The sequence below is a fragment of the Halarchaeum salinum genome, from assembly GCF_039520965.1.
GTDB classification, from domain to species: Archaea; Halobacteriota; Halobacteria; order Halobacteriales; family Halobacteriaceae; genus Halarchaeum; species Halarchaeum salinum.
Genome location: NZ_BAAABL010000083.1, coordinates 16,568 through 36,797, shown reverse-complemented (window position 1 = coordinate 36,797; position 20,230 = coordinate 16,568). Strand labels below are relative to the sequence as shown.

Sequence of the window (20,230 nt, the reverse complement as noted above, 5' to 3'; positions counted from 1 at the left end):
GCTTCGTGGATCGACGAGTATCTTGGCGGATACCTCCAGAAGTTACGCTAGGTACTATGCCGTCTCGTTCGCCAATCGGAAATCTCCGATTTCCGATGACGGCTTGAAAAGCCCGAGCGAAGCGGTTCACTCGCGCCGACGGCGCGAGGTCCGAAGACCCCCGGAGGGGGTCTGACGGACATTTTGGCCGAGCTTTTGCCAGCGCCGAAGGCGCGCAGCAAAAGGTCGAGTATAAAGGTCCTATCTGACGATCGTGACGGGGACGCTGGAGCGCCGGACGACGCTCTCGGCGACGCTGCCGAGGAGGACGCGCGTGATCCCCTCGCGGCCGTGACTCCCCATGATGATGTGGTCGTAGTCGTTCTCCTCGGCGTAGCTGACGATGGTGCGGGAGGGACGACCGACCTCGGTGACGGTGTCGAGGGTGACGCCGTACTCGTCGGCGGTGTCCTGGGCCTCCTCGAAGAGCGTCTTGGCCTCCTCTTCTGCCTGCTCGTACCACTCCTCGGAGTAGCCGGGGACGGTTGCCTGTGCGGTGTAGCCGGCCTCGATGGGGTCGATGACGTTGATGACGGTGATGTCGTCGCTCTGGAACTCCTCGAGGGCGTACTCGAGGGCGTCGTCGGACTGTTCGGACCCATCAACGGGCACGAGGATTCGCGTCATGTTTCGGGATTCGACCGGGGGCGGGAAAAACGTGGGGGCCGGGTCGCTCGTTATCCCCGACCGTGGCGCGTCAGACACGTCGGGAGCCCGAGGAGTTCGACGGGCTCTGAGTTGTCGGGCGAGTAAACGACCATCTGGCCCGTCTCCATGTACGGGACTTTCTCGGCGAGCGACGGCGGGATGTTGACGCTCTTGATCGCGTCCTCGTCGCCGAGGTTGAGGACGACCTTCGTGTTCACCTGCTTGAACACGCTCTCCGCGATGTCTTGGGGGTCCTGGGTGATGAGGAAGAGGCCGAGGCGTTCCTTGCGGCCCTGCTTTGCGGCGTCGGTGAACTTCCCGATGACCTGGCGGGCCTGGACGGTGTCGGCGTCCGCGAGGAAGTTGTGCGCCTCGTCCATCCCGACGAGCAGCGGCGTGTCGGCGATCCGTGGGAAACGCGGGTCGCTGGAGAGTTTCTCGTCGACGAGCAGGCTGGCGAGCGCGAGGACGACGGTCTCGGTCGCGCGCGAGTCGCTGACGTGGTAGGTGGGGACGACGGAGAGCCGCCCGGGTTTGACGAACTCGCGGACGAGGTCGGTGATCGGCCGGGCGTCCTGATCGAACACGCCGTTCGGCATCCCGTTCACGCGGCGCATCACGGCCTCGTACGTCGCCTCGTGGATCCGCCCTGATTCGTCGAGTTCCTCCTTCAGCGCGGGGTCGTCGAGGAACGCACAGAACTCCTCGTAGGTGCCGCCGTTCCCGTGCTGCGCGAAGAAGCGCTTGAGGAGCGTCCGGAGGGCGGGGTACTGGTTGTCGTTGAGGCCGGCGGAGGCGGCGAGCCACGGCCGACTGCGAACCATGCTGAACGGGACGGTGAACGGGATCTGCTCGGCGTCGTGGTGGGCGGCCGTGTAGGTCGCGTTCCCGACCTTCGGGACGAAGGCGACGGTGTCGTCGTGGCCGCCGTACGCGACGCCCTCGCGCTCCCAGCGGCGCTCGTCTTCGGTGTCCGCTTCGGGGTTATCGTCGTGCATCTGGGCGTACTCGTCCTGCGGGTCGAACTGGACGACCGCCGCGCGCACGTCGCGCTCGCTCCCGGCCTCGACGGGGTAGGTGCGCTCCGCGGCGAGGAACTGCCGGAGGACGTTCTTCGCGGTGTGGGTCTTCCCCGACCCCGTCCCGCCGGCGACGAGCGTGTGGCGGAACGCGAGCGGATCGCCCGTCTCGTAGTCGTCCGTCACGCGGTAGTCGATCGTCGGTGGCGTCGCGCCCGTTCGGACCTTCTCGCCGCCGACCGCGAGATGCCCGAGGAACACCCCGGAGTCGGGGATCTTCAGCGCGGTCTTGATCTCCTCGTCGTCGTCCGCCTCGCGCACGACCGTCTCGGGTTTCGGGACGCGGTCGGGCATCCGCCGTCTGAGCTCGCCCCCGTCGCGATAGAGGACGCTCACGGGTTCGAGGTCGGCGATGAAGGTGTAGTCGTCCTCGTCGATGTCGTTCCCGCCCATCACCCGTCTGGCGTGGATCTCGTTCGCGTCGTCGCCGTGGAAGCGCTGGCCGTATTCGAGGCCGACGATCCGGCAGAACAGCGATTCGCCGTCCGGATAGGGCGCGACGAGATAGCGCCCGAGGCGAACGTTCGAGCGGTTCGCGCTCGTGACGTACGCGCGCAGTCGGGTTTCGTCCTCGCGCTCGCCGATCCGCAGGCCCTCGGAGACGGCGAGCACGCCGAGGCCGTCGCCGTCCGCCCCGTCGTACCCGACGCGCTCGAAGGCCTCGTCCGTCCCCTCGTCGGCGGTGGCCCCGGCGACATCGTCCGCCGTGCCGCCGGCCGTCCCGTCGTCCGTGGGCGCGTCGTCGCCATCCGCGTTGTCACCCTCGTCCGCGGACGTGTCGTCGCCGCGTCCCCCGAAGTCGGCGAAGCTCCCGAGGTCCTCGTCAGTCATGTCACGCGAAACACCGCCCGCCCCTAAACGTCTTTTCGTCGTGCGCCCGCGGCCGCCACACGCCTTTTCGTCGTGCGTCACCTAGGCCGATGATATGCTACTCGTGCGTGGCTCGGCGGCGGGCACCACACTCACCGGGACGGTGTACGAGCGCGGCGAGGACGCCCCGTCATTCAAGGGTGCGCCCGACGAGGACGCCGCGTACGTGTGGGTCTGCGACGAGTTCTACGCCGTCGAGAGCGGCGGCCTCGTCCAGCAGGTCGCCGGCGAGGATGTCCACGTCGCCTTCGAGTCTCCGATGCCCCGCGGCTTCGACACGCGCGAGCAGGCCCTCTCGGCGGCCCGCGAGCACGTCCGCACGCAGTTCGCGCGCATCGGCGTCGCTGCCGACGAGGTCTCCATCTCCGTCGAGCGCGACCACGAGCGCCGGCGTTAGCCGTCGGTCCCCCAGCGATCCACGTCGTACCCCTCGCGCGGCTCCGTCTCCATCGCCTCGGCCATCGCGTCCACGAGGTGGCGTTTCTCGCGGACGCTGATCCGCGCGAGTTCGTCCGCGCGTCCGATGGCCGCCGGCGGCCCGTTCGCCGCCGCGACGTCCCGCACGAGCTGATCGGTGACGCGCTCACGTACTTTGTCGTCCTCGGCGAACGCGCGCGGCAGTTCGGCCTTGTAGACGGTGTCCGTCCGCGGATCGTAGAGGACACAGAACGCGACCTCGTAGGCCTCGGGCGCGAGGGCGAGGTCGAGATCGAGGCGGCCGCCGAGCGTCGAGAACTCCCGATCGTAGCCGACGCGCGAGAGGAACCAGTTCGTGTACGCGAGGTCGTCGGTGAGGCGCTCACCCCGTTCGTCGCGGCGCTCTAGGAGCTGCCCGAACAGTTCGGCGTCGTCGAGCCACGGCGCGTGCGTCTTCGCGTCGAGCGCGCGAACGATCCCGCGCGCGGAGACGTTCTTCACGAACCCCCCGATGACAGTGTCCGTTTCGACGGCGCGCTCGACGAGACCGAGGTAGTTCTCGATGACGCGGCGCGTCAGGCCGTCCTCGGCGGGGAGGGTCGCGAGCTCCTCGTTCTGGTCGAGCCAGTTCGTCACGAGCTTCGGGTAGAGCGGGCCGTCGAGCAGGAGGAACTCGTCGACGTCCTCGAAGTGCGCGTGGGCGTGCTCACTCTCCGCGAGGTAGAGCGAGAGCGCGTGGACAACGGCGCGCTCGTTGCGCTCGACGTACGGCGCGTCGATAGCCTGTCCGCGCCAGTAGCCCTCGTCCTGTCGCGTCCACGCGTCGGGGTCGAATGCACGCTGTGCCGCGGTGCGGTCCCGGCGGAGCATCGTCGTGATGACGGTGCGGTGGCGGTGGGTGTCGGTGTCGCCGGGCGCGACGCCCATCGCGGCCTGCGCGACATCGAGGACGAGGCCGTTCTTGAACGCGCGAGGGTTAATCGTCCCCGAGTCGAGGCCGTGGACGGCATCGAAGGTGGGGACGCTCGCGCCGGCTTCCGTCAGGTCCGCGAGATAGCGCCCCTGCTCGGTGACGGGTTCGAGGACCGCGCCGTCGTCATACAGCGGGTCGAAGTACGTCTCCCACACCGCCTCCGCGTCCGCGCGGTGTTCGGCCTCGTCGACGTCGCCACCCACGCCGCGGACGAGCTCGGGAATGCCGGCGAAGTGGACGGGGTCGAGGGTCATATTCGGGGATGTCGGCGGACCCGCTTGAAGTCGACGGTGCCGCGCGTCGGTCGCGCGTTCCTCCGTATCGTCGGTGAACGACCATGCCGAAGAGTAGTTAGGACGCGCCCGTAAGGTGTCACGTATGCACGCGGCACTCATCATTTTGGACGGTTGGGGCCTCGGCGATCACGACCGACTCGACGCCGTGAAGGCGGCGGACACGCCGAACGTCGATCGCTACACGGCGGCGGGCGCGTCCGGGACGCTCACGACGCACGGCCGCGACGTCGGCCTCCCGGACGATCAGATGGGTAACTCGGAGGTCGGCCACCTCACCATCGGCTCCGGTCGCGTCGTCCTCCAAGAGTACACGCGCATCAACGACGCCGTCGCGGCGGGCGACCTCCCCGAGAACGATGCGATCCGCGGCGCGTTCGACTACGCCGACGACCACGACGGGCGCGTCCACTTCATGGGGCTCGTCTCCGATGGGGGCGTCCACTCGGACCACGAGCACCTCCACGCGCTCATCGAGGCCGCCGCGGACTACGGCGTCGAGGCGACGACGCACGCCTTCACCGACGGCCGGGACACCTCGCCCACGGGCGGCGAGGAGTACCTCGCGACCCTCGAAGACGTCGTCGCCGAGCACGGCACGGGCGACGTCGCGACCGTCTCCGGTCGGTATTACGCGATGGATCGCGACCAGAACTGGGAGCGCACGAAATCCGTCTACGACGCCATCGTCGAGCGCGACGCCCCACATCGCGCCGAGACGGCCGTCGAGGCCGTCACGGACTCCTACGAGCGCGACGACACCGACGAGTTCGTCGAGCCGACGGTGATCGACGGCGGTGCGGCGCTGGCCGACGGCGACGCGGTCGTCTTCTTCAACTTCCGCTCGGATCGCGCGCGCCAACTCACGCGCATGCTCGCGGACATCCGCCCCGATGACTGGGACGTCGAGACCACCCCGCCCGCGGTCGAGGTGACGACGATGACGGAGTACGACGCGACGTTCGACCTCCCTGTCGCCTTCGAACCCCAGCAGCCCGCGCACACGCTCGGCGAAGTCGTCGCCGACGTCGGCCGGACGCAGCTCCGCATCGCCGAATCCGAGAAATACCCCCACGTCACCTACTTCCTCAACGGCGGGCGCGAGGTGGAATTCGACGGCGAACTACGACGGATCGTCGAGAGCCCGGACGTCCCGACGTACGACCAGCAACCCGAGATGAGCGCGGCCGGCGTGACGGACACGGCGATTGAGACGGTCACGGAGACGGACCCGGACCTCCTCGTGCTCAACTACGCGAACGCGGACATGGTCGGCCACACGGGCGACTTCGACGCCGCCGTCGAGGCGGTCAAGACCGTCGACGAACAGGTCGGTCGCCTCGTCCCTGCGCTCTGTGAGGCCGGCGCGCACGTCCATCTTACCGCCGACCACGGCAACGCGGACGACATGGGTACCCCCGAAGAACCACACACCGCCCACACGTTCAACCCCGTCCCGTTCGTCTACCTCACACCCGACGGCGACGACGGCGGCTGCGAGGTCCGCGACGGTGGCTCGCTCCGCGACGTCGCCCCGACGCTCCTCGCACACTGCGACGTCCCGACGCCCGCCGAGATGACGGGCGAAGATCTTCTCGACTGATCAGCGCGCATCGTGGACGACCTCGCCGTCCACGACCGTCATCGCCACGTCCACGTCGGCGATCGAGTCGGCCGCCCACGGCGAGCGTTCGAGGACGGTGAAGTCGGCGGCTTGGTTGATCGAAAGCGTCCCGCATCGCTCCTCCTCGCCACCTGCACACGCGCCGCCGGCCGTCGCCGTGCGGAGCGCCGTCGTCGTCCTCACGCCGCGCTCGACCGCCATGTCGACGGCCGCGAGGGGATCGTACACCCCATCGTTATCGTTCTCGCACCAGCCGAACGCGACGTGTGCGCCGACATCCAGAAGCGGGCCGACCGCGTCCGATCCCGGCGGGACGACCGCTACGACGCCGATTTCCGCGAGTCGCGTCGCCGCGTCCGGTGTGACGTCCTGAATGCCGACGATGCGGTGGCACGACGCGCCCGGGTCGGCGGTCGCGGCCTCGTACTCATCGAGGAGGCTCCCGACGCTCGCCGCGTCCGTCGCCCGCGCGGCGATCCGAAGCCCCGCGTCGTCCGCGCGCCGCAGGACGTCCCGTCGAACGCTCGGCGTGATCTCGTCGGCTCCGTCACCGACCGGCGGGACCGCGAGCGCGCCCGTCCGCACGCGCTCGCTCCCGTGACCGGTGCGCGCGCCGACTGCCGTCAGCGCGTCGAGCGTGCCGTAGCCGTAATCGAACTCGACCCGGAGCGGGAGCGTCCCGTCGGCCGCGAGGTCCCGATACGTGCCCGCCGCGTCGCCCGCCACGCGATCGTGTACGGTCGTGATGCCCCGTTCGATCGCGTGCGCCGCGGCGCTGCGGAGCGACCCGCGCGTTGCTTCCCCGTCGCCGAGCGTTGCGGCCGAATCGACGAACCCCGGGAGGAGGACGCGGCCGTCGAGATCGATCACGTCCGTCTCGACGCCGACGCCGAACTGCGCTTCGTAGTTACTGTCGAGGCGTGTGATCCGACCGTCGCGGACCGCGACGGCTTCGTACGTCTCGTCCGACGCCCCGAGCGTGTGGACCTCGCCACCGATGAAGACGATGTCCGCGTCCGCGTGCATACGCGACTAGGCGGGTCGGCGGCGGGAAGAACGTTCGGGAACCCTCGTTCGCTACGCCGTCCCGCGGAACGCGACCGCGTAGGCGAGCAGGGCACCGACGGCGAGCGCACCGAAGCCGGCCCACGGTCCCTCGATCCATCCGATTGTCGCCCGTGCGATCGTCTGGATCGCGACGAGCGCCGCGAACGTCGTCACGTAGAAGGCGACGAGCGCCCGTGCAAGTCGTTCCGGGACGAGCCCGCGCCGGACGGCGACGACGGCACCGCACACGCCCGCGATCGCCGCGCCCGGGAGCCCGTACGTGATCGCTGCGAACGGCCCCGGCGGGGCGAACGGCACGCTCAGCACGTAGCCGACCGGTGCGGCGATGAACCAGCCGAGGGCCGCCCGGAACACGGTGGCGGCGTCGAGACGAGCCATACGCCGCCCTACCGACGGGCGCGGCAAGTACGCACCGATACGCATAGGCGTGTGGCTCGCACACCCTCCGGCATGACCGACGACGCCGACCCCGACGCGCTCGCCGAACAGGTGCTGGAGGGCGACCTCCGGCTCCACGAACTCGACGACCACGCGGACGCCGCGACCGCCGCGACTGCCCGCCGTCGCGTCCTCGAACGCGAGACCGGCGCGGCCCTCGACGTCACCGCCGACTACGCCTTCGATCCCGAGCTGGCCAGCGACGCGAACGTCGAGAACCTCGTCGGTGGCACGCAACTCCCGCTCGGCATCGCGGGCCCGCTCGCCGTGTCGGGCGACGCCGCGAGCGACGACTACCGCCTTCCGCTCGCCACGACCGAGGGCGCGCTCGTCGCCTCGATCAACCGCGGGTGTTCGACCATCACGGCCGCCGGTGGCGCGAACGCCCGCGTGACGAAGCGCGGCATGACGCGCGCGCCGGTCTTCCGCGTCACCGACGTCACCGAGGGTGCTGAGGTCGCCCGCTGGGTCGACGACAACGTCGAAGAGCTCCGCGAGGCCGCTGAGGCGACGACGAGCCACGGGACCCTCGAGGACGTCACGCACTACGTCGTCGGCGACAACGTCTACCTCCGCTTCGCGTATGACACCGCCGACGCGATGGGGATGAACATGGCGACGATCGCGACGCGCGCGGCCTGCGAAATCGTGGAGGCCGAGACGCCCGCCTCGCTCGTCGCGCTCTCGGGGAACCTCTGTGCGGACAAGAAGCCCGCCGCGATCAACGCCGTCGAGGGACGAGGCCGCACCGTCACCGCCGACGTCCACATCCCGCGCGACATCGTCGAGGAGCGCCTTAAGACGACGCCCGAAGCCATCGCGGAGGTTAACACCCGGAAGAATCTCGTCGGGTCCGCGAAGGCCGGTAGCCTGGGGTTCAACGCCCACGCCGCGAACGTCGTCGCCGCCGTCTTCCTCGCGACCGGGCAGGACGCCGCGCAGGTCGTCGAGGGGGCGAACTGCATCACGACCGTCGAAGCCCGCGAGTCAGAACTCTACGCCTCGGTCAACCTCGCGAGCCTGGAGGTCGGGACGGTCGGCGGCGGGACGAAACTCCCGACGCAGGCCGAAGCCCTCGACATCCTGGGTGTTCGTGGCGGCGGCGATCCTGCCGGGAGCAACGCCGACGAACTCGCGGAGGTCATCGCCGCGGGCGCGCTCGCGGGCGAACTCTCGCTGCTCGCCGCGCTCGCCTCCCGGCACCTCTCCAGCGCGCACGAGGAACTCGGGCGCTAGCGCGACACAACACGTCGATGAGGTGAGCGATGAGGTGAGCGGAGGCGCACCGGTGAGGCGCGTGACGCTCAGAGCAACCGATAGACGCCGCCCGACTCCGTTGCTCCGCCGCGACGCGTGAGCCGTTCCAGCGCCTCCCGGGCGTACGACTCGCTCACGCCGTGCTCCGCGCAGTACGCGGCGACGTCGTCCGCTGTCGGGTCGTCGAGTTCGCGGAGCGCCTCCTTCACGCGCTCCGTCCGCGAGACGGAGCCACCCGACGACGACGCCCGCTCGTTCGCCGCGCGCGTCTCGGCGGCGTCCACGCCCCCCGCTTCGAGGTATTCATCGTCGTCGACGACGTCCTCGCCGGCGCGTTCTTCCATCTCCGCGTAGGAGTCGAGGTCCGCGAACGCCTCGCCGTGCCCCGAGCGGTTCGCCAGCATCGACGCGCGCACTTCCGCCGCGTGTTCGCGCTCTTCCGTCGTCACGAACTGCTTGCGCTTCGCGTGGGCCTTTGAGGTCCCACAGCGCGGACATTTCGTTCGCTCCGGGCGGCCCTCGACCACCCAGAGCATCGAACAGTCGCTACACCCGACGACGGCGTACATGCCACACGCTCCGGCGCTCTCGGTGATAAGTCCGACGCCGCGTCGACGCGCGACGAGGTTACTCCACGTTGAACCCCATCTCCTCCAGTAGGTCGGGGACGCGATCGGTGTGATCGCCCTGGATCTCGACCGTCCCATCGCTCACCGTCCCGCCCGCACCGACCCCCTTCTTCAGTTTCGTGGCGACGTCCTGAAGGTCCGTCGAGTCCTCGTCGAACCCCTCGACGATCGTGACGGGTTTGTCGTACGTTCGGCGCTCGACGCGTACCGAGAGCACTTCCTCTGCGCGCGCGAGGTCCTCCTCGATACCGGGGATGTCCGCGAACGGATCGTCTGCCATACGTGGTCGTAGTGCGCCCCCGCAAAAGAATCCGGTGGCACGCGGCGTGGCCGCCGCTTCCGACGCGGGAAAAACGGGGAGAATCGGGTGGTGTGCGCGACGTCGACTCGTCGGCTCGCTTACGCGAGGTCGTGAATTGCGTCGAGCGAAGCCCGACTAACCCACGGCTCGCTTACGCGAGGTCGTGGATATCACCGAACTCACGGGTGAGTTCGGTGGCGAGCGGGGAATCTCCGATTTCCCGCGGAGAAGAACTCGCCGTTCAGGCGAGTTCTTCGATGTTCTCGACGACGTTGTCGCTGAACTCGGTCGTCGAGAGCTTCTCGCCGCCCTCGATCTGGCGTTCGAGGTCGTACGTGACTTCGCCGTTGGAGATGGACTCCTCGACGGCGTCGCGGATGAGCGTCGCGGCGTCGTCCCAGCCCATGTACTCGAACATGAGGCGGCCGGAGAGGATGATCGCGGACGGGTTCGCCTGATCCTGACCGGCGCGCTTGGGCGCAGAGCCGTGGACCGGCTCGGCGAGACAGCGACCGGCACCGAAGTTCGCGCCGGGCGCGATGCCGAGGCCACCGATCTGTGCGCCGGCGGCGTCGGAGAGGTAGTCACCGTTGAGGTTCGGCATCGCGAGGACGTCGAACTCGTCAGTGCGCAGCTGCATCCACTGGAGCATCGCGTCGGCGAGGCGCTCCTCGACCATGACGGCGTCCTCCGGGATGTCGACTTCGTCCTGCTCCTCCCAGAGGGAGTCGGGCGCGGCGAAGACCTCCTCGTCGGGGTACTCCTCCTCGGCGACCTCCATGCCCCACTCGCCGAACTGGCCTTCGGTGAACTTCATGATGTTCCCCTTGTGGACCAGCGTGACCTTATCGCGGTCGTTCTCGATGGCGTAGTCGAGGGCCTCCCGAACGAGGCGCTTCGAGCCCTTCTCCGTGATCGGCTTGATGCCGATGCCGATCGGGCCGTCGTGCATGACGTCGTCGAAGCCCATCTCGTCCTCGACGAAGTCCCGGACCTGCTCGACCTCCTCGGTGCCGGCCTCCCACTCGATGCCGGCGTAGACGTCCTCGGTGTTCTCGCGGAACGTCACCATGTCCATCTCCTCGGGCGACTTCATCGGGGAGGGGACGCCGTCGAGGTAGTAGGTCGGGCGGACGTTCGCGAAGAGGTCGAGCGTCTGGCGGAGCGCGACGTTCAGCGAGCGGTAGCCGGCACCGACGGGCGTCGTCAGCGGGCCCTTGATGGCGACGCGGTGCTCGCGGATCGCGTTCACGGTGTCGTCGGGGAGGTTGACGTCCTCGCCGTAGCGGTCGCGGGCCGCCTGTCCGGCGTAGACGCGCATCCAGTTGATCTCGTGGCCGGTCGCCTCCGCGGCGGCCGTGAGAACCTTCTGAGCGGCGGGACCGACGTCGCGGCCGATACCGTCCCCGTGCAGGATGGGAATGATCGGGTTCTCGGGGACGTCGAGCTCGTCGGCGTCCTCGTCGTACGTGATCTTCTCCCCGGACTCGGGGACTTCGACTTGATCGTACTCGTGGCTCATCTCGTCCGGAGCCACCCGGCGAGCGCCTAAAAGGACTGCTGTTTCCGTCCGTCGCGTGTTGGAGACGCACATGGCGGGCCGTTACGCCGCTCGCGCCGGCGATGGAGGTCACGCTCACGGGGTCGCGACGGGCAGTCGTCCGCGCGATGTTCGAGTCGTTCGGATACCCCCCGCTTCGGGTCACAACCCCTTTCTCCGGGGGCCACGAACCCGAGGATATGACCGACACCGTCGAACCCGGAAGCGAGGCCTACGAGTCGTACCACGAGGCGGGCGAGATCCTCGCGCAGGTGCTCGACGAGGCCGAGGAACGCGTCGAGGTCGGCACACGCCTGCTCGATGTCGCCGAGTTCGCGGAGGAGCGCATCGAAGAGCTCGGCGGCCGCCCGGCGTTCCCCGTGAACATCAGTATCGACAACGAGGCCAGCCACGCCTCACCGCACGGCGACGACGAGACGACGTTCGGCGAGGAGATGATTTGTCTCGACATCGGCGTCCACGTCGATGGCTACATCGCCGACGCCGCGCGCACGGTCGACCTCTCGGGGACCCCCGAACTGAAGGAGGCGGCCGAGGAGGCGCTCGACGCCGGTCTCGACGTCGTGGAGGCGGGTGCGCACACGGGCGAGATCGGTGCGGAGGTCGCGGACGTCGTCACCGCCTACGGCTATCAGCCGATCGTGAACCTCTCGGGACACGGCCTCGAACGCTGGGACGCCCACACGGACCCGAGCGTGCCGAATCGCGGGACGGATCGCGGCACGACGCTCGAAGCCGGTGACGTCCTCGCGATCGAGCCGTTCGCGACGACGGGCTCCGGGAAGGTCACCGAGGGGGCGAAGACGGAGATCTATTCGCTCGTTGATGACCGCTCGGTGCGCAACCGGGGTGCCCGTCAGGTGCTCGACACCGTCCGTGAGGAGTACCAGGAGCTCCCGTTCGCAAAGCGGTGGCTCGACGCCTCGCGTGCGGACATGGCGGTCCAGCGCCTCGAAACGCAGGGCGTCCTCCGCTCGTACCCGGTGTTGCAGGAATCGGACGGCGAACTGGTCGCGCAGGCGGAGCACACGATCATCGTCACCGAGGACGGGTACGAGATCACGACCACGCGGTAGGCGTCGCTGGTCGATCGGGACGTCGAGAGGGGGAATTGCTCGCGTCGTCGATAAATAGTGAGGGGGATCGACGACGGATCGTCGCGTCGTTTTACGCGTTGTTCATCCGGGTAGACGTCTTCGTACCGCAGACGCGACACTTCGCGACGCGGTACGGTTCGCGCGAGAACTCGGCGTTCTCGTCTTTGTCGGACTCGGTCTTGAGCTCGACGGAGACAGCGTGTGGCGTCTCCTTGCCGCAGCTCTCGCACGATTCCGCCATACCCTCGGAACGAGGAGTTTTGCTTGCCATCGGAACCACCCTCACCACCAACCACACACTACGCACACAAAAACCCCGCCGTCTCAATTCAACCCGTGTAACCCCGCTGCTCGCTCCGCATGGCCCTCGTTTCCGAAAACTACCTCCGACCGCCCACCGAGCGTGCCCGTATGGATCAAGTGTTCGCCCCGTGGCGCATCGAGTGGGTGAAACGCGAGGACAAGAACCCCGACGTCAAGGAGTGCGTCTTCTGCGAACTTCCCGAGCGCGACGACGCGCGGGAGAACCTGGTCGTCGCAGCGAGTGAGCACGCCTACGTCCTCCTCAACAACGCGCCGTACAACCCCGGTCACCTGATGGTCATCCCGCACGCCCACGGCGGCGACTACACGGCGCTGGACGACGCGGCGCTGCTCGATCACGCCCGCCTGAAACAGCGCGCGCTCGACGCCCTCGACGCCGCGGTCGGTCCCGACGCGTACAACGCAGGGCTGAACCTCGGCGGCGGCCCCGCCGGCGGGAGCGTCGACGACCACGTCCACACGCACGTCGTCCCGCGCTACGACGGCGACACGAACTTCATGCCCGTCGTCTCGGACACGAAGGTCGTCGTCCAAGGGCTCGCAGAGACGTACGACGCGCTCCACGAGGCGTTCGCCGCCCAGCCGGATGCGAGCGACCCCGGTGAGGACACCGCAGTCCCCCTCGATTTCGACTGAGTCGAAATTCCGCAACGCACTTACTCGGCGACGGTCAACTATCGGCGGATGGATCGGAAGACCGCGATGCGGCGAGCGGGCGCGGTGGTGCTCGCTGCGAACGTCGCTCTCGCCCTCGCGAAGGGCGGCGTCTGGTGGTCTGCGGGGAGCCTCGCCGTCGGCTCCGAGGCGGTCAACAGCGTGGCGGACGCCCTGTACAGCCTCGTCGTCCTTGGCGGCCTCTACCTCACGACCCGCCCCGCGGACTTCGAGCACCCGCACGGCCACGAGCGCATCGAGCCGTTCGTCGCCCTCTTCGTCGCCGTCGGCGTGTTCGCCGCCGGCGTGGGCGTCCTCTACAACGCGACGATCACGGTGCTCACCGGATCGGACGGCGGCTCGGCGGGAATCGCCGGTGTCGCGGTGCTCGTCGTGTCGGCGGGCGTCAAATACGGTCTCTATCGGTACTGCCGACGGGTCGGCGACGCCCACGACTCGCCGGCGCTCGTTGCCGCCGCGCTCGACAACCGCAACGACATCCTCACGGCGGGTGCGGCGCTCGTCGGCGTCGTCGGTGCGGCCGCAGGCTACCCGCTCCTCGACCCGCTCGCCGCGGGCGTCGTCTCCTTCGGTATCCTCTACACGGGCTACGAGATCGTCCGCGACAACGTCAACTATCTCGTTGGAGCCGCGCCCCCCGAGGCCCTCCGCCGCGAGATCCTCGAACGCGCACTCACCCACGATCGGGTGCGGGGCGCACACGACGTTGTCGCCCACTACGTCGGCCCGGAGGTGGACGTTAGCCTCCACATCGAGGTGGAGGGCGACCTCACCCTCTTCGAGGCCCACGAGATCGAGTCGGCGGTCGTCCAGGACATCCGCGCGATGCCCGAGGTCGACGACGTCTTCGTCCACGTCGACCCGAAGGAGATGGGTGAGTGGAAGGAGGACCGCGACACCGAGCGACTGCTCGGAAACCGCGGCCCGCGCTAGCACGGAACGAAACCGCGCTTAAACCGGCTCGCCGAACGCGTACATCGTCTGGTGGCCGGTCACTTCCACCGTCGCGAAGTCGCCCGGCTCGAGGCCGTACTCGGGGGCGTTCTGCACGATGATCTGCCGATAGGCCGAGTCGTAACATTTCACGGAGTCGCCGGTGCCCTGCTCGGTGACGAGCACGTCGCGCTCGTCGCCGACCATCGACTCGTAGGCCTCGGCGACGATCTCGCGTTTCGCCGCGCTCATCTCCTTCGACCGCTCCTTCTTCAACGTCCCGCCGAGCCCCTTCAAGTCCGCGGCGTCGGTGCCGGGGCGCTTCGAGAAGCGCGTGACGTTGATCTTCTCGGGGCGCGTCTCGCGCAGGAGCGCCATCGACATCTCGTGGTCCGCGTCGTCCTCGGTCGGATAGCCGACGATGAAGTCCGTGGCGAGCGTCCACTCATCGAGGTAGTCGTCGAACGTCTCGACGATCTCGACGTACTGCTCGACGCGGTGTTGCCGGCGCATGTGTTCGAGTACCTCGTCGCTGCCGGATTGGACGGGCGCGTGCAGGAAGTTGTAGAGCTCGTCGTGTGCGGCGAACACTTCTGCCAACCCCTCGCGGATGCCGTGGACGCCGCCGGGGTTCGCCATCCCCACGCGGACGCGGAAGTCGCCCTCGATCTCCGTGCAGATGCGCTCTAAAAGCTCGGGAAGCTTTCTCTCTCCCGTATCCCAGCCGTAGACGCCGGTGTCCTGGCCGGTGATGCGAATCTCCTTTGCGCCGGCGTGGACGAGCGCGCGGGCCTTCTCGACGTTCTCCTCGACGGGCGGTGAGTCCACGCGCCCCGTCGCGTGCTTCGTGATGCAGTACGAGCAGTTCGACATACAGCCCCGCGCGATGGGGAGGATGCCGATGACGCCGTCCAGGATCGGCTCGGCGTCGGGCGTCGGCGTCGGACATTCGCCGTTCGTGATCGCCTCCGGCACCTCGTCCCAGTGGAGCACCTCGGCGTCGACGTCGCCGAACTCGCCGCCCTGTGCGAGCGCCATACAGCCGGTCACGTAGAGGTCCGCGGTCTCGTCCGCGAGCTCCTCGGCCCGACGGAGCATGTTGCGCTCCGTTTTCTCCACGACCGTACAGGTGTTGAGGATGGCAACGTCCGCCGCCCCGGCCCCCTCGACTTTCCGGTGGCCGGCGTCGCGGAGCCGTCGCTCGATCTCGCGGCTCTCGCCGCGGTTCGACGTGCACCCGTAGGTCTCGATGTGATACCGGGCCATCTCGTCGAGTATTGGCGAGGGACGGCCAAAAGCCCCGCGCTTCGCCCGCCGAGGCCGAGCGCGGTACCCCGGTGCTCGGTAGGTCCGTCGTCCGCCCCGCCTCGGCGTCGCGACGCCGGCCCACTGAACCCCCGATGGGAACACTTTCACACCCGGCACCCCCGCGTATCGGGTATGGTGCTCCCGTCCGGCTTCACGGTGCCGCCGCTGCCCGCACTCGCCGTCCTGCTCGCGGGCGTCGCCGCCGTCGCGTTCGCCCTCGCCCGCGTGCGCCCGCCATTCACCGACCGGACGGTCCTCGCGTTCGCGCCCTGGATGGCCCTCGGCTCCGCCGCGTACGTCTGTCATCAACTCGCTCTCCTCCCGTCGATCGCGATGCCGTTCGCGTCCGCGCCCGCGGTCTACGGCTCGACGTTCGTCGTCGCGGTCGCGGTCTGGCTCGGCGCGCGCCGGACGGCCGCGCCGAAGCGCGTGCTCGCCGGAATCGGTCTCCTCGCGCTCTCCGCCCCCGTCGCGCTCGCCCTCCACTACGGGATGAGCGAGGGCACTCTCAGCCCGCTGTGGCCCCTTCTTGCGCTCCTCGTGGCGTGCATCCTCGGTGTCGTCTGCTGGATCGGCCTCCGCCGCGTCCGCACCGCGGACGCGCGCGTCGTTGACGGCGCGGGCGCGCTCGTGATCTTCGGGCACGCGCTCGACGCCGCGACGACCGCCGTCGGCGTCGACGTCCTTGGCTTCGGCGAGCAGACGCCGCTCTCTCGCCTCATCATGGAGTTCGCTGCCGGCCTCCCCACGGCCCCGGTCCTCGGCGTCGGCTGGCTGTTCGTCGTCGTCAAACTCGTCGTCGCCGTCGCCGTCGTCCTCCTCCTCGCAGACTATGTCCGCGAGGCTCCCACGGAGGGATTCCTCCTCCTCGCGCTCGTCGCCGCGGTCGGCCTCGGACCCGGCGCGCACAACCTCTTGTTGTTCGCCGTGGCCGCGGCCTGAGTGCGGTCCGCACGCTTTTTGCCGTCCTCGCGCGACGGTTCTCGTATGGCCAAACAGCCCCATCTGCTCGTCGAGGACGGCGACGTGAACGAGATCGCGCTCGTCCCCGGCGACCCCGGTCGCGTCCAGCGGATCGCCGACCACTGCGACGACCCGGTCGAGGTGTCGTCGAATCGCGAATACACGGTCGTCAACGCCACCTACGAGGGCGTCGACCTCACGATCTGCTCCACGGGGATCGGTGGGCCGAGCGCCGCCATCGCCGTCGAGGAACTCGCGAACGTCGGCGTCGAGACCTTCCTCCGCGTCGGCACCACCGGCGCGCTCCAAGCCGACATCGAGATCGGCGACATGATCGTTGCGACCGGCGCGGCGAAGGAAGAAGGCACCACGAAGCGCTACGAGTCCGCCGAGATCCCCGCCGTCCCCGACTACGAAGCGCTCTCCGCGCTCGTCGACGCCGCCGAAGCGCGCGGTGAAGACATTCACGTCGGCCCGATCGTCAGCGACGACGCCTTCTACAACGAGACCGAGGAGTACGTCGACGCGTGGAACGACGCCGGCCTGCTCGCCGTCGAGATGGAGGCCGCGACGCTCTTCGCGATCGCGCGCCGCCGCGGCCTGCGCGCCGGGGCGATCTGCACCGCCGACGGCAACCTGATCGAGGGCACCCAGAAGGGGGCCGACGGCGAGGATGAACTCCCGGCGAAGGCGAAGAACAACGTCGCGCGGGCCATCCGCCTCACGCTCGACGCCGCGACCGAACTCGCCTGACGGCGGCAACCGTCGCACTGCATAGCGGGCGGTGGGCGACGGGTGACGACGGGCGGCGGGCAACGGGTGACGGGTGGTGAGTGATGGGTGACGACGGGCGCTGTATCAATCATCCGTAGACGAAAGATCGAAACCGATCGGCTCCGTCCGCACGCCATATGTTCGAGTCGTTGCGGCGACGCGTTCGGGACGCCCGTCGCCGCGCCAGCGCGCTCGAACGCCGCCGCTCGAGCGAGGCGCGCCACTGGCTCGCGGAGACGAGCAACCTCACGCACGCCTCCGTGCTCGTCTTCGTCCCGCTGCTCATCGGCTTCGTCACGCTGCTCTCGAACGAACTCCAGCTCGTCTCCTTTCTCCTCTTCCCCCCGCTGGCTTCCGGGACGTACACGCTGTTCGCCCACCCCGAGGGGACGTACGCGAACCCGTGGAAGTTCGTCGGCGGGCTGAGCCTCGGGGCCTTCTGCGGCTGGGTCGCCATCGAGTTCACCGCGCTGTTCACCGCGCCCGCCGCGGGTGGCGGCGTCCTCTGGGAGGTCCACGCGTGGGCGGCCGCGCTCGCCATCTTCCTCACCGGTGTCCTCACATGGTATCTCGACCTCGAGGAGCCGAGCGCGTTTTCGACGGCGCTCCTCGTGCTCCTCACCGATCCCGGACGGTTCATCGACGTCGCCGGGATCGCGGTCTCGACCTCCGTCGTCTACGTCGTCACCGTCGCGCTCTCGACGAGCATCATCGCCGCCGTCTTCGTCGTGTGGCGCAGCGAGCTTTACGAGCGCCGCGCGCGGTACCTCTACTCGACGACGCAGGCCGACGATCACGTCCTCGTGCCGGTGCGCGACGATGTCGGCGCTCCCACCGCGATGTTCGGCGCGCGCCTCGCTGCCGCGCACGACGCCGGCAAGGTCGTCCTCCTTGATGTCGTGGACGACGAGGCTATCGCCGCCGCCGAACGCCGCCTCCTCGACGAACGCGACGATGTCGACCTCGGCACCGAGAACCCCGACGTCGGAGACGACGCGGACGTCCGTGCACTCGCGGAACGCAACGCCGCTGACGACGCCGCCGCCGAACTGGAGCGCCGCGCCGCCCGCATCGAGACCCGCGTCGGCGTCCCCTGCGAGGTCGTCGTCTCCGTCGAACCCGACCTCTCCGCCTCCACGCTCCTCGACGTCGCGCGCGACACGAACTGCGACCTCGTCGCGACACCGCTCGAACGCGAGACTGACGGGACGCCGACCCGATTCGTCCGCGACCTCTTCCGCAGCGATATCGACACCATCGCCTTCGACGCCACGGGCGAGCGGACGAACTGGAAGCGCGTGATGGTCCCCGTCCGCACCGCCGGCCCGCTCGCGCACGCCATGGTCGACTACGCCGAGCGCCTCGCCGGCCGCGCCGGCACCGTCAGCGTCTGCACCTGCATCGGCGACGAGCGCTCGCGGCGCGACGCCGAATCCACGCTCGCCGACCTCACCGAGACGGCGGACGCGCGCTGTGAAACCCGCGTTTCGCGCGCCACGCTCGGCGAGTTCGTCTCGCGCAACGACTCCCACTACGACCTCGTGATCCTCGGCGCACCGACCCGCGGGACGCGCTTTAGCACCCCTGAAGCCTTCGAGTACGCTCGCGAGATCGAGACGGACGTCGCCGTCGTCCACACCCGGTAGCCGGGAGCGTCCGGATCACTGGCTCGTAACGGCTGCGGGGTCCCCGAACTGACGTCCGCTCGCTATCGATGTTGTCTCCTCGATCACTCGCCCATCTCGGACGGGTCCCCGCTCGCCGTCTCGCCGTCCGTGACCTGTTTGGCCGTCGCCTCCGCGCTCTCGTCGCCGAGCGCGGACTGCACGAGGAGCCGCCCGCCGATGACCGCGGGGCTGATGACGGTGTCCGCGCCCGCAGCGCGGAGTTTCTCCTCGTTCTCGCGCTCGCTCGCCGCGGCGACGATTCGGATATCGGGTTGGAGTTGACGCGCCGTGAGAATGGCGAGGGCGTCCTGCCCGTCGTCGTTCGTCGCGGCGACGAGCGCGTCCGCGCGGTCGATCCCGGCGTGGTCGAGCGACGCGGCGTCCGAGGGGTCCTCGGTGAGGACGTTGAAGCCGCGCTCGCGGAGCGCCGACGCAGTGGTGGGTTCCTTCACGACGACGACGAACTCGTGATCGTCGCCAAGTTCGTCGAGGATCGATTCGGTCAGTTCGCCGTAGCCGGCGACGATGACGTGGTGTTCGAGGGATTCGAGTTGTGATTGTGTCATGCGTCCGAGTGCGGAGGCGAAGCGCGCCTCGATGGCGGGGCCGAGGAGGGTGCTGAGCGCGATACCGAAGCCGGCGACGCCGAGGACGAGGACGGAGAGCGAGAACAGCGTCGCCATCTCCGTCTTCGGCGTGATGTCGCCGTAGCCGACGGTGCTGGCCGTGACGAGCGTGTAGTAGAAGGCGTCGAGCAGCGAGGAGACACCGGGGAACCCCTCGCGCAGCGCGTACGTCCCGACGGTGCCGTACGCGAGGACGCCGCCGAGCGCCAGCGCGGCGGTGATCTGGCCCGTCGACAGCGAGAGCGACCGGTCGAACCGCGAGCGCGTCAGGAGCACGGTCGGGAGCGAGAGCACGGAGAGCAGGACGAGCGGGACCGAGTAGACAGACACCTGCACGAGCCCCTGCGCCGCCGTCACCGGGAGGAGAACCACGGTGGACCACCAGGCCGCGCGCAGGCCCCGCCGCATCCCGAGCGCCGAGACGACCATCAAGAAGCCCGTGAGCGCCCCCGTGAACCCCGCGACCTGCTGGACCGGCCCCGGAACGAACGGGCCGAACTGCGGGCTGAGGATGTTCACGACGCCCGTCACAACCGAGAGGACGGCGACGAGCGACGTCAGCAGAATGGCGGCGCGCGACGACAGCAGCCGCCGGTTCGTGCGGGCCATGTGTGGGCGGGGGGCGCGGGCAGTATAAACGTAGCGAGGTCGGACACACGCCGCCGC

20 protein-coding genes are annotated in these 20,230 nt (G+C 69.1%); 9 read left to right on the top strand and 11 right to left on the bottom strand.

Annotated features, from left to right (window positions below; all coding sequences use genetic code 11):
* Positions 1–240 precede the first annotated feature (240 nt).
* The gene (locus ABDZ36_RS13145) at positions 241–666 is read right to left on the bottom strand and encodes a universal stress protein (protein ID WP_211313210.1); all 426 of its coding nucleotides are present in this window, start codon (positions 664–666) and stop codon (positions 241–243) included.
* A gap of 50 nt (positions 667–716) precedes the next feature.
* Positions 717–2,597, bottom strand: a complete 1,881-nt coding sequence (locus ABDZ36_RS13140; RefSeq protein ID WP_211313209.1) for an ATP-binding protein — start codon at positions 2,595–2,597, stop codon at positions 717–719.
* Positions 2,598–2,691: 94 nt separating this feature from the next.
* On the opposite strand from ABDZ36_RS13140, the gene ABDZ36_RS13135 reads away from it, so the two are divergent.
* Positions 2,692–3,033 (top strand): DUF7113 family protein, encoded by a 342-nt coding sequence (locus ABDZ36_RS13135; RefSeq protein ID WP_211313208.1) that lies wholly within the window; start codon positions 2,692–2,694, stop codon positions 3,031–3,033.
* On the opposite strand, the gene ABDZ36_RS13130 is transcribed toward ABDZ36_RS13135, so the two are convergent.
* Complete coding sequence (locus tag ABDZ36_RS13130) at positions 3,030–4,280, bottom strand: DNA double-strand break repair nuclease NurA (protein ID WP_211313207.1); 1,251 nt, start codon at positions 4,278–4,280, stop codon at positions 3,030–3,032. The two genes, ABDZ36_RS13135 and ABDZ36_RS13130, sit on opposite strands and share 4 nt — an antisense overlap.
* A gap of 124 nt (positions 4,281–4,404) precedes the next feature.
* On the opposite strand from ABDZ36_RS13130, the gene gpmI reads away from it, so the two are divergent.
* On the top strand, positions 4,405–5,922 hold the full coding sequence (gpmI, locus tag ABDZ36_RS13125) for a 2,3-bisphosphoglycerate-independent phosphoglycerate mutase (RefSeq protein ID WP_211313206.1): 1,518 nt from the start codon (positions 4,405–4,407) through the stop codon (positions 5,920–5,922).
* Here the strand turns inward: gpmI and ABDZ36_RS13120 are convergent, their stop codons facing one another.
* Both ABDZ36_RS13120 and ABDZ36_RS13115 read right to left on the bottom strand, forming a co-directional pair.
* A complete protein-coding gene (locus tag ABDZ36_RS13120; RefSeq protein ID WP_211313205.1) occupies positions 5,923–6,969 on the bottom strand; it encodes an amidohydrolase family protein in 1,047 nt (348 codons plus the stop codon).
* A 51-nt stretch (positions 6,970–7,020) separates the two neighbouring features.
* Positions 7,021–7,389 (bottom strand): hypothetical protein, encoded by a 369-nt coding sequence (locus ABDZ36_RS13115; protein WP_211313204.1) that lies wholly within the window; start codon positions 7,387–7,389, stop codon positions 7,021–7,023.
* Between the two features lie 72 nt (positions 7,390–7,461).
* Between ABDZ36_RS13115 and hmgA the strand changes: the two genes are divergently transcribed.
* Complete coding sequence (gene hmgA / locus ABDZ36_RS13110; protein WP_211313203.1) at positions 7,462–8,685, top strand: hydroxymethylglutaryl-CoA reductase (NADPH); 1,224 nt, start codon at positions 7,462–7,464, stop codon at positions 8,683–8,685.
* A gap of 68 nt (positions 8,686–8,753) precedes the next feature.
* Here hmgA and ABDZ36_RS13105 read toward each other — a convergent pair whose 3' ends face one another.
* The 3 genes from ABDZ36_RS13105 to icd form a co-directional block, all read right to left on the bottom strand.
* Complete coding sequence (locus tag ABDZ36_RS13105) at positions 8,754–9,275, bottom strand: DUF5817 domain-containing protein (RefSeq protein WP_211313202.1); 522 nt, start codon at positions 9,273–9,275, stop codon at positions 8,754–8,756.
* 58 nt (positions 9,276–9,333) lie between these two features.
* Positions 9,334–9,615: an SUI1 family translation initiation factor gene (locus ABDZ36_RS13100; RefSeq protein ID WP_211313201.1), complete on the bottom strand. Its 282-nt coding sequence runs from the start codon at positions 9,613–9,615 to the stop codon at positions 9,334–9,336.
* Positions 9,616–9,877: 262 nt separating this feature from the next.
* Positions 9,878–11,158: an isocitrate dehydrogenase (NADP(+)) gene (icd, locus tag ABDZ36_RS13095; RefSeq protein ID WP_211313200.1), complete on the bottom strand. Its 1,281-nt coding sequence runs from the start codon at positions 11,156–11,158 to the stop codon at positions 9,878–9,880.
* Between the two features lie 218 nt (positions 11,159–11,376).
* Here icd and map point away from each other — a divergent pair, with 218 nt between their 5' ends.
* Complete coding sequence (gene map, locus ABDZ36_RS13090) at positions 11,377–12,273, top strand: type II methionyl aminopeptidase (RefSeq protein ID WP_211313199.1); 897 nt, start codon at positions 11,377–11,379, stop codon at positions 12,271–12,273.
* 91 nt (positions 12,274–12,364) lie between these two features.
* Here the strand turns inward: map and ABDZ36_RS13085 are convergent, their stop codons facing one another.
* Entirely contained in the window at positions 12,365–12,565 is a 201-nt protein-coding gene (locus ABDZ36_RS13085) for a DUF7835 family putative zinc beta-ribbon protein (RefSeq protein WP_211313198.1), read from the bottom strand.
* Between the two features lie 140 nt (positions 12,566–12,705).
* Here ABDZ36_RS13085 and ABDZ36_RS13080 point away from each other — a divergent pair, with 140 nt between their 5' ends.
* Together ABDZ36_RS13080 and ABDZ36_RS13075 are read left to right on the top strand one after the other, a co-directional pair.
* Positions 12,706–13,254 carry an HIT family protein gene (locus tag ABDZ36_RS13080; protein WP_211313197.1) on the top strand — a complete coding sequence of 183 codons (549 nt, stop codon included), beginning with the start codon at positions 12,706–12,708 and terminating at the stop codon, positions 13,252–13,254.
* Between the two features lie 48 nt (positions 13,255–13,302).
* Positions 13,303–14,226, top strand: a complete 924-nt coding sequence (locus tag ABDZ36_RS13075) for a cation diffusion facilitator family transporter (RefSeq protein ID WP_211313196.1) — start codon at positions 13,303–13,305, stop codon at positions 14,224–14,226.
* 18 nt (positions 14,227–14,244) lie between these two features.
* Here the strand turns inward: ABDZ36_RS13075 and ABDZ36_RS13070 are convergent, their stop codons facing one another.
* Positions 14,245–15,492, bottom strand: coding sequence for a tRNA (N(6)-L-threonylcarbamoyladenosine(37)-C(2))-methylthiotransferase (locus ABDZ36_RS13070; protein WP_211313195.1), 1,248 nt, complete (start codon positions 15,490–15,492; stop codon positions 14,245–14,247).
* A gap of 174 nt (positions 15,493–15,666) precedes the next feature.
* Here ABDZ36_RS13070 and ABDZ36_RS13065 point away from each other — a divergent pair, with 174 nt between their 5' ends.
* The 3 genes from ABDZ36_RS13065 (at position 15,667) to ABDZ36_RS13055 (ending at position 18,917) form a co-directional block, all read left to right on the top strand.
* A complete protein-coding gene (locus tag ABDZ36_RS13065) occupies positions 15,667–16,476 on the top strand; it encodes a DUF63 family protein (RefSeq protein WP_211313194.1) in 810 nt (269 codons plus the stop codon).
* Positions 16,477–16,521: 45 nt separating this feature from the next.
* Positions 16,522–17,250: a guanosine phosphorylase gene (locus ABDZ36_RS13060; RefSeq protein WP_211313193.1), complete on the top strand. Its 729-nt coding sequence runs from the start codon at positions 16,522–16,524 to the stop codon at positions 17,248–17,250.
* Positions 17,251–17,408: 158 nt separating this feature from the next.
* Complete coding sequence (locus ABDZ36_RS13055; RefSeq protein ID WP_211313192.1) at positions 17,409–18,917, top strand: HPP family protein; 1,509 nt, start codon at positions 17,409–17,411, stop codon at positions 18,915–18,917.
* An 83-nt stretch (positions 18,918–19,000) separates the two neighbouring features.
* On the opposite strand, the gene ABDZ36_RS13050 is transcribed toward ABDZ36_RS13055, so the two are convergent.
* Entirely contained in the window at positions 19,001–20,173 is a 1,173-nt protein-coding gene (locus ABDZ36_RS13050; RefSeq protein ID WP_211313191.1) for an NAD-binding protein, read from the bottom strand.
* Positions 20,174–20,230 lie beyond the last annotated feature (57 nt).

Excerpts from the sequence above, each read along its gene's own strand:
- icd (WP_211313200.1), bottom strand. The coding sequence starts at position 11,158 with ATGAGCCACGAGTACGATCAAGTCGAAGTCCCCGAGTCCGGGGAGAAG.
- ABDZ36_RS13075 (WP_211313196.1), top strand. The coding sequence starts at position 13,303 with ATGGATCGGAAGACCGCGATGCGGCGAGCGGGCGCGGTGGTGCTCGCT.
- ABDZ36_RS13145 (WP_211313210.1), bottom strand. The coding sequence starts at position 666 with ATGACGCGAATCCTCGTGCCCGTTGATGGGTCCGAACAGTCCGACGAC.
- ABDZ36_RS13140 (WP_211313209.1), bottom strand. The coding sequence starts at position 2,597 with ATGACTGACGAGGACCTCGGGAGCTTCGCCGACTTCGGGGGACGCGGC.
- ABDZ36_RS13135 (WP_211313208.1), top strand. The coding sequence starts at position 2,692 with ATGCTACTCGTGCGTGGCTCGGCGGCGGGCACCACACTCACCGGGACG.
- ABDZ36_RS13050 (WP_211313191.1), bottom strand. The coding sequence starts at position 20,173 with ATGGCCCGCACGAACCGGCGGCTGCTGTCGTCGCGCGCCGCCATTCTG.
- ABDZ36_RS13060 (WP_211313193.1), top strand. The coding sequence starts at position 16,522 with ATGGCCAAACAGCCCCATCTGCTCGTCGAGGACGGCGACGTGAACGAG.
- ABDZ36_RS13115 (WP_211313204.1), bottom strand. The coding sequence starts at position 7,389 with ATGGCTCGTCTCGACGCCGCCACCGTGTTCCGGGCGGCCCTCGGCTGG.
- ABDZ36_RS13080 (WP_211313197.1), top strand. The coding sequence starts at position 12,706 with ATGGATCAAGTGTTCGCCCCGTGGCGCATCGAGTGGGTGAAACGCGAG.
- ABDZ36_RS13070 (WP_211313195.1), bottom strand. The coding sequence starts at position 15,492 with ATGGCCCGGTATCACATCGAGACCTACGGGTGCACGTCGAACCGCGGC.
- hmgA (WP_211313203.1), top strand. The coding sequence starts at position 7,462 with ATGACCGACGACGCCGACCCCGACGCGCTCGCCGAACAGGTGCTGGAG.
- ABDZ36_RS13065 (WP_211313194.1), top strand. The coding sequence starts at position 15,667 with ATGGTGCTCCCGTCCGGCTTCACGGTGCCGCCGCTGCCCGCACTCGCC.
- map (WP_211313199.1), top strand. The coding sequence starts at position 11,377 with ATGACCGACACCGTCGAACCCGGAAGCGAGGCCTACGAGTCGTACCAC.
- gpmI (WP_211313206.1), top strand. The coding sequence starts at position 4,405 with ATGCACGCGGCACTCATCATTTTGGACGGTTGGGGCCTCGGCGATCAC.
- ABDZ36_RS13130 (WP_211313207.1), bottom strand. The coding sequence starts at position 4,280 with ATGACCCTCGACCCCGTCCACTTCGCCGGCATTCCCGAGCTCGTCCGC.
- ABDZ36_RS13100 (WP_211313201.1), bottom strand. The coding sequence starts at position 9,615 with ATGGCAGACGATCCGTTCGCGGACATCCCCGGTATCGAGGAGGACCTC.
- ABDZ36_RS13120 (WP_211313205.1), bottom strand. The coding sequence starts at position 6,969 with ATGCACGCGGACGCGGACATCGTCTTCATCGGTGGCGAGGTCCACACG.
- ABDZ36_RS13105 (WP_211313202.1), bottom strand. The coding sequence starts at position 9,275 with ATGTACGCCGTCGTCGGGTGTAGCGACTGTTCGATGCTCTGGGTGGTC.
- ABDZ36_RS13085 (WP_211313198.1), bottom strand. The coding sequence starts at position 12,565 with ATGGCAAGCAAAACTCCTCGTTCCGAGGGTATGGCGGAATCGTGCGAG.
- ABDZ36_RS13055 (WP_211313192.1), top strand. The coding sequence starts at position 17,409 with ATGTTCGAGTCGTTGCGGCGACGCGTTCGGGACGCCCGTCGCCGCGCC.